At 31.8% G+C, this 8,079-nt stretch carries 5 protein-coding genes; 3 read left to right on the top strand and 2 right to left on the bottom strand.

Annotated features, from left to right (window positions below; all coding sequences use genetic code 11):
• Window positions 1-305 precede the first annotated feature (305 nt).
• Window positions 306-1,622: a CoA-disulfide reductase gene (locus AC1Q7N_RS11460; protein WP_002467689.1), complete on the bottom strand. Its 1,317-nt coding sequence runs from the start codon at window positions 1,620-1,622 to the stop codon at window positions 306-308.
• Window positions 1,623-1,701: 79 nt separating this feature from the next.
• Window positions 1,702-2,523, bottom strand: coding sequence for a Cof-type HAD-IIB family hydrolase (locus tag AC1Q7N_RS11455; RefSeq protein ID WP_001829328.1), 822 nt, complete (start codon window positions 2,521-2,523; stop codon window positions 1,702-1,704).
• A 112-nt stretch (window positions 2,524-2,635) separates the two neighbouring features.
• Between AC1Q7N_RS11455 and AC1Q7N_RS11450 the strand changes: the two genes are divergently transcribed.
• The 3 genes from AC1Q7N_RS11450 (at window position 2,636) to clpB (ending at window position 7,980) form a co-directional block, all read left to right on the top strand.
• Complete coding sequence (locus tag AC1Q7N_RS11450) at window positions 2,636-2,944, top strand: metal-sulfur cluster assembly factor (RefSeq protein WP_001829290.1); 309 nt, start codon at window positions 2,636-2,638, stop codon at window positions 2,942-2,944.
• Between the two features lie 394 nt (window positions 2,945-3,338).
• Complete coding sequence (locus AC1Q7N_RS11445) at window positions 3,339-5,162, top strand: acyltransferase family protein (protein ID WP_002489421.1); 1,824 nt, start codon at window positions 3,339-3,341, stop codon at window positions 5,160-5,162.
• Window positions 5,163-5,370: 208 nt separating this feature from the next.
• Entirely contained in the window at window positions 5,371-7,980 is a 2,610-nt protein-coding gene (gene clpB / locus AC1Q7N_RS11440; RefSeq protein WP_002467691.1) for an ATP-dependent chaperone ClpB, read from the top strand.
• Window positions 7,981-8,079 lie beyond the last annotated feature (99 nt).

Genomic DNA, 8,079 nt, shown 5'->3' with positions numbered 1-8,079 from the left:
CCACAAATGATATTTCACGACATGTAAATGATATTGTAGAAACAATTCCCGAGACTGAATTCGATGAATTCAGACATTATCGTTGCTTAATATAAGAAAAGTAAAAGCTCAACGAGCTGAAAATAATCAAAAAAATTATGAAAAAGACAATTTCTATATTATTTCAATAGAAATTGTCTTTTTTTACTTATCTTGAACCTTTTTGTCCAGCCTCTTTTTATATGAAAATTATAAGTTCATTTTCCTAAATAGTCACTCTTACTATTTTTCCCATACTATTCATAAATTATGATTTGTGTGGAATGTTATTGCGCTTTATACCCAATTAAATTAATTAAATCTTTTGGATGACTATAAGGAGGTGCATATGCTACTTCAAATTCTGTTAAATCATCCACAGTAGCATTATTCATCATTGCCATTGATAATACGTCTATTCTTTTATCGGCACCTTGTTTACCAACTGCTGCTGCGCGTATAAGTTTTCTAGAGTCTTTTTCAAAATAAACACGTAAATGTAGTGGTGAATTTCCTGGGTAATATCCTGCATGAGCTCCTTGCTTAACTTCAACCATATCATAATCGAAATTTTTAAGTTCATTTGGTTTGATGCCAACACTTGCTAATGTATAGTCAAAAAATTTCACTATATTATTTCCTAGATAACCTTTAAAGTGAATAGACGAATTTCCAGAAAGTTGTTCAGCTATAATACTTGCACCACGGTGTGCTCCCCAAGCAAGTGGAACCTGTGCCGGTAAATTCACATGACGATAATGTGAAGTAATAACATCACCTAATGCATAAATATTTGGTATATTTGTTTGGAAATTATGATTTACTGGGATATAACCTTTATCATTCAGTATGACGTTAGATGATTTAATAAATTGTGAATTTGGATGAGTACCTACACCTTCGATAATAAGATCAAAGTTTTCAACTTTACCAGATGTGAATGTAACTTCATGTCCATTGACGTGACTAATTTCTTCGTTAAATCTATAAGTGATATTTCTTTTTTCTATTTCGTCGATGATGGGTTGATTCATATCTTGATCCATTAGTTTATTAATATTTGTAGAGCGATGAATCCATGTGACATCCAAATCTCTATGATGTAAATTTTCAAGGACTTCTAAAGAGATGTAACCCGCGCCAACAACAAGTGCACGTTGTGCTTTGGTATTCGTAATAAAGGTATCAATTGTTTCAGTATCTTCGAGATTTCGCACAGTAAATGAGATATCACTATGAGTGTTTAATCGATTTGCAGATGCGCCAGGACTTAAAATCAATGTATCGTAACTTTCTTCAAAAGTTTGATTAGTTTGATGATTTAAGACAGTAACTGTTTGTCTCTCATCATTGATTTGTATAACTTCATGGTATGTTTTTACAGTGATTTGCTTTTTGTCATAAAATTGATTGGGCGTGTATGCTAAAACTTTACGACGGTCCTCGATAACGTTGCCAATATAATAAGGTAATGCACAATTAGCAAAGCTCATGTCTCTATCTTTTTCAAAAACAATGATTTCACTCTCTTTATCTAATCTTCGAATTTGACTTGCACAAGTCGCACCACCAGCAACTGCACCGACTATTATAATTTTATTCATAGTTGTCTCTCCTTTATATATATGTATGATATTAAAACACGTATGCCTTTTTAATCATCACTTGGATTGTTTATTCAACTTAATAATAACGTATTTTCAAATTAAAAAAGTCATTTAAATAACGACCTATTCCGTCTTCATTATTACTATACGTAGTCTCATTTGCTATTTCCTTTAAATCTTTCAAGCCATTGGCCATTGCAATGCCATGGGTCGCAAACTTTATCATTTCTATATCATTGTCCTCATCACCAAACGCAATGATATGATCGTCGGCGATGTTTAAATAGTTTTGAACATGCTTGATTCCACGTGCTTTGTTAATCCCACGCTTCACAATTTCTATTACTGGAAACGGTGCGCCCCAACGACGATGTTCAATATTTTCTGCATAAAAATGTGTTAACATATCTTTAATTTCAGGAATATTTTCTTCTTCTGCTTCAACAAGTAATGACGTAGGTGCTTCATTAAGATTTTCAAGTAAATTACCTGTTTGAATTTTAGGATTTCCCATTGAAAAACCTTCGTAAAGTCTTGAATCATAACTATTTATAAAGACATAGTCTTTTACTTCAGCAATGATATTTGTAATATGAGATTGTTGAAGTGCTGTAATAATATTTTTAGAAATTTCTACATCAAGTACTTCATGTATCACTTTAAAATCGTTTGCTTTTGGATGATGTACAAATGCTCCATTAAAGTTAACAACAGGTGTGCTCATATTTAGTTCATGATAATACATCTGACTTGCGCGATAGGGTCTTCCAGTAGCAATCATAACGTAGTGTCCACATTGTTGTAATTCGGTTAATACTTGTTTAGTGTAAGGTGAGATTTCTTTATTGTCATTTAATAATGTACCATCTAGATCTAGACAAATTAAATAAGGTTGCATATATTACTCCTTGTGTTGTTAATTATTATGTAACAGTATCATAGCATTTTATTGGCGTTTTGTCGGATATTTGATATATTGGTGTAAAGAAAATTTTAAAGAGGTGATACTGATGGAAGAAGCACTAAAAGATAGTATCTTAGGCGCTCTTGAAATGGTAATAGATCCTGAGTTAGGGATAGATATCGTTAATTTAGGTTTAGTATATAAAGTTGATGTTGATGATGAAGGTTTATGTACAGTTGAAATGACATTGACTTCGATGGGATGTCCATTAGGACCACAAATTATTGAACAAGTTAAGAGTGTTTTGGCTGAGATTCCTGAAATTTCTGATACAGAAGTGATGATTGTATGGAGTCCACCTTGGAATAAAGATATGATGTCACGATATGCCAAAATAGCTTTAGGCATCGGATAATATAAAGGATAGCTACTCATTGTTTGGAATAATGATGTAGCTATCCTTTTTAATTATTAAAGAAAATTCAATAAGAATTATCGTATGTTCATTTAATATCTTTATAAATTAGGCCTATAATAAAATTGAATTAATATTACAAATGTATTACAATACTTAAGACTTATAACCTTTTAATGAGGTATATCTTACGAAGTATGATAATTAACTCAATGGAAACGTGCGCTATATGATAGGGATAGCTATAACATAAGAGAATGACCTTGTTAATTTGAATGAGATAAAATTTGTTTGAATAAGTTGATTAGAAGCAATAGCGTTCGTCTTATGAAATTGATTAGTAAAAAAGTTACTTGTCTAACGAAATTTATTATTAATAGGGAAGAATGTAACAATGAGAAAAAAATTAAATAATGAATATCGCTCTGCTAAAAAAATACGATATATGCCTGGATTAGATGGTTTGCGAGCAATTGCAGTCATTGGTATTATTATTTATCACTTGAATAAACAATGGTTAACAGGTGGTTTTTTAGGCGTAGATACTTTTTTTGTTATTTCAGGTTATTTGATTACGAGCTTATTACTTAAAGAGTATGAAGATACTGGAACAATAAATCTTAAAAATTTTTGGATTCGTCGTATTAAAAGGTTATTACCAGCGGTATTTGCATTAATAGTAGTAGTTGGAATTGCAACTTTATTATTGCACCCCGAACATATTGTAAGAGTTAAACATGATATGATAGCAGCAATATTTTACGTATCTAATTGGTGGTATATTGCTAAAGATGTCAATTATTTCGAGCAATTTTCTTTTATGCCTTTAAAGCACCTATGGTCACTAGCCATTGAAGAGCAGTTTTACCTCTTTTTCCCAGCAGTACTCTTATTATTTATGGCAATAGTTAAGAAAAAGAAAAATGTCATACTGATATTTTGGATCATATCCCTGGTTTCATTATTAATGATGGTTGTTATTTCTCAACCTCACTTGAACCATTCTAGAGTATATTTTGGAACTGATACAAGATTGCAGACACTGCTTTTAGGTGTACTTCTAGCATTTATCTGGCCACCTTTTAAATTAAATCCCAATCCACCTAAAGGATTAAAAACTGTGATTAATAGTGCGGGTATCATAGGACTTACATTTTTAATTCTATTATCCTTTACTGTTAGTGATGAAAGTGATTGGATTTATAACGGTGGATTTTATCTTATTTCAACAATGACTTTGCTAATTATTGCAAGTGTTGTTCATCCAACGACAATTTTAGCTAAGTTATTAGGAAATCCTTTATTTGTATACATTGGAAAGCGTTCATACAGTTTATACTTATGGCATTTTCCTGTAATTAGCTTTATTCATAGTTATTTTATTGATGGTCAATTACCAACTTATGTTTATATTATGGATATCGTAATTACTGTATTATTAGCCGAATTATCATTTAGATATGTTGAAACGCCATTAAGGAAGGAAGGTCTAAAGGCTTTTACATATAAAAAAACTTACAAACCTCAGTTTATTAGAACAATTGTAACGTTAATTATGTTGTTACCTTTTATTTTTATATTAGTTGGAGCTTTCGATAAATTCGGAAAAGATACAATTTCAAATAAAGCACAAACATTTAATACAAACGAGGCTGATCAATATCTTATTCATATGATACCGATTGATAATATTTCGTTAACTAGCGATGGTAAAACCAAAGAGAATAAGAAAGACAATGATGTATATACACAAATTAAGCCATTATTAATTGGTGATTCAGTTATGGTAGATATAGGGGAACAATTTAAAACGAAAGTACCCAAAGCTAAAATCGATGGCAAAGTCGGTCGTCAACTCTATCAGGCCGAGAGCCTCGTTAAAAATCAATATAGACATTATAATAAACCATCAGACCAAATCATACTTGAGTTAGGTACAAATGGTGATTTTACAAAAGAACAATTAGATAATTTAATTGATAAATTTGGCAAAGCACAAGTGTATCTTGTGAATACAAGAGTGCCAAGATCATATGAAAGTCATGTTAATGAGTTGATGGCAAAAGCAGCTAAAAATAAAAAGAATGTAACCCTAATTGATTGGTATAGTCGCTCAAAAGGGCATACAGAGTATTTTGCTCCAGACGGAATCCATCTTGAAAATGATGGCGTAGAGGCATTGACAGATGAGATATTAAAAAATATAAAGAAGAAATAATAAATTAATCATTGAGGAAGAACTCTATTCATTTGGAATTAAGTTCTTTCTCTTTTTTCATTTCTATGTCGTAATAAAATGAAAAAATAAGCTTTTATTGTTGATTAAATAGATAGGAAGGTCTATAATATAGTTAAGGTCAAAGAAAGTCAAAGTCAAATTTGATTTCTCTATATTGATCTACTCTTAATGATAGAGGTGAAATAATTTGGATATTAATCAAATGACATATGCTGTACAAGGTGCCTTACAAAAAGCAGTCGCGTACAGTAAAGAATATGAATTACAAAACATTGAAGTTGAAGCATTGTTAAAAGCTGCAATGAATGAAAATGATAGTTTATTTAAAAGTATATTAGAACGAGCAAATATTGATGTTGATCAATTAATAAAAGCATACGATAATCAATTAAGTCATTATCCAACTGTACAAGGTGACAATGTTCAGTATGGACAGTATATTAGTGCTAAAACAAATGAATTATTAGATAAAGCCGAGAAATATATGAAGTCCTATGAAGATGAGTTTATTTCTATGGAGCATATATTACGTGCAGCCATAGATACTGATGAAACTACTCAAAAATGGGTCGGTAATAAAGTAGAAGTGATAAAAGAAATTATAACTAAAGTTAGAGGGGGAAATCATGTGACATCTCAAAATCCAGAAGTAAACTATGAAGCTTTAGAAAAATATGGTCGTGATCTTGTAGAAGAAGTACGTCAAGGTAAAATGGACCCTGTCATCGGTAGAGATGAAGAAATACGTAATACAATTCGTATATTAAGTCGAAAAACAAAAAATAATCCGGTTTTAATCGGTGAACCAGGTGTAGGTAAAACTGCAATTGTTGAAGGTTTAGCACAACGAATTGTACGTAAAGACGTTCCAGAATCATTACTCGATAAAACGATTTTCGAGCTTGATTTAAGTGCCTTAGTTGCAGGTGCAAAATATAGAGGTGAATTTGAAGAACGTTTAAAAGCAGTATTGAAAGAAGTAAAAGAATCTGAAGGTCGAATCATCTTATTCATTGATGAAATTCATATGTTAGTAGGCGCTGGTAAAACTGATGGTGCTATGGACGCAGGAAACATGTTGAAACCAATGCTTGCGCGTGGTGAATTGCATTGTATAGGTGCTACGACATTAAATGAATATCGTGAATATATTGAAAAAGATTCAGCATTAGAACGTCGTTTCCAAAAAGTTGGGGTCAGTGAACCTGATGTTGAGAATACAATATCAATTTTACGTGGTCTAAAAGAACGTTATGAGGTCTACCATGGTGTACGTATACAAGACCGTGCACTTGTTGCAGCGGCTGAGCTATCTGATAGATATATTACCGATAGATTTTTGCCAGATAAAGCTATAGATTTAGTCGACCAAGCTTGTGCGACAATACGTACAGAAATGGGATCAAATCCAACAGAGTTAGACCAAGTAAATCGTCGAGTAATGCAATTAGAAATTGAAGAAAGCGCCTTGAAAAATGAATCTGATAACGCAAGTAAACATCGTTTAGAAGAGCTTCAAGAGGAATTATCTAATGAAAAAGAAAAACAATCCTCTTTAAAATCACGTGTTGAACAAGAAAAAGAAAAAATTGCTAAAGTACAAGAAAAACGTGCTGAACTTGATAGTAGTCGTCAAGCTCTTGAAGATGCACAAACAGAAGGTAATCTTGAAAAAGCAGCAGAATTACAATATGGTACAATTCCGCAATTAGAAAAAGAATTGCAAGAATTTGAGGAAGCCTTTCAAGATGAAACTGGCGAAGATAGTGAAAGAATGATTCGTGAAGTCGTTTCAGATGAAGAAATAGGCGACATAGTTAGTCAATGGACAGGTATACCTGTATCTAAACTTGTGGAAACAGAAAGAGAAAAGCTATTAAGTTTAAGTGACATCTTACACAAACGTGTAGTAGGTCAAGATAAAGCAGTTGATTTAGTATCAGACGCAGTAGTTAGAGCACGTGCTGGAATTAAAGATCCGAATAGACCAATCGGAAGTTTCTTATTCTTAGGACCTACTGGAGTAGGTAAAACTGAATTAGCAAAATCGCTTGCTTCATCACTTTTCGATTCTGAAAAACATATGATTAGAATTGATATGAGCGAATATATGGAAAAACATGCTGTATCACGTTTAATTGGTGCACCTCCAGGTTATGTAGGTCACGATGAAGGTGGTCAATTAACTGAAGCAGTTAGACGTAATCCATACTCAGTTATTTTGTTAGACGAAGTTGAAAAAGCACATAGCGATGTTTTTAATGTATTACTTCAAATACTAGATGAAGGTCGTCTTACGGATTCTAAAGGTAGAAGTGTTGACTTTAAAAATACCATTATCATCATGACTAGTAATATTGGTTCACAAGTATTACTTGAAAATGTAAAAGATGCTGGTGAAATTAGTGATGATACAGAGAAAGCAGTTATGGACAGTCTACATGCATACTTCAAACCTGAAATATTAAATCGTATGGATGACATCGTGTTATTTAAACCATTATCAGTTGATGATATGAGTATGATTGTAGATAAAATTTTAACACAATTAAATATGAGATTATTAGATCAACATATCTCAATTGAAGTGACAGAAGAAGCGAAAAAATGGCTAGGTGAAGAAGCGTATGAACCACAATTTGGTGCAAGACCATTAAAACGCTTTGTTCAACGACAAATAGAAACTCCAATTGCACGTATGATGATTAAAGAAAGTCTACCTGAAGGTACAATAATTAAAGTAGATTTAAATGACAATAAAGAACTTGATTTTAAGGTTGTTAAACCTACGTCTTAATCTAGCAAAATATTAATTTGTAAAATAAAACATACTAAGATTAGCTATGAAGAAATCTATGACGATAGATTTTTTCATAGCTATTTTTTATAGTTATAG

This window comes from Staphylococcus sp. GW823-FHT05F06 (assembly GCF_058795495.1).
The sequence above is the reverse complement of the archived record's forward strand: the minus strand, read 5'-3'. Positions and strand labels throughout refer to the sequence as shown.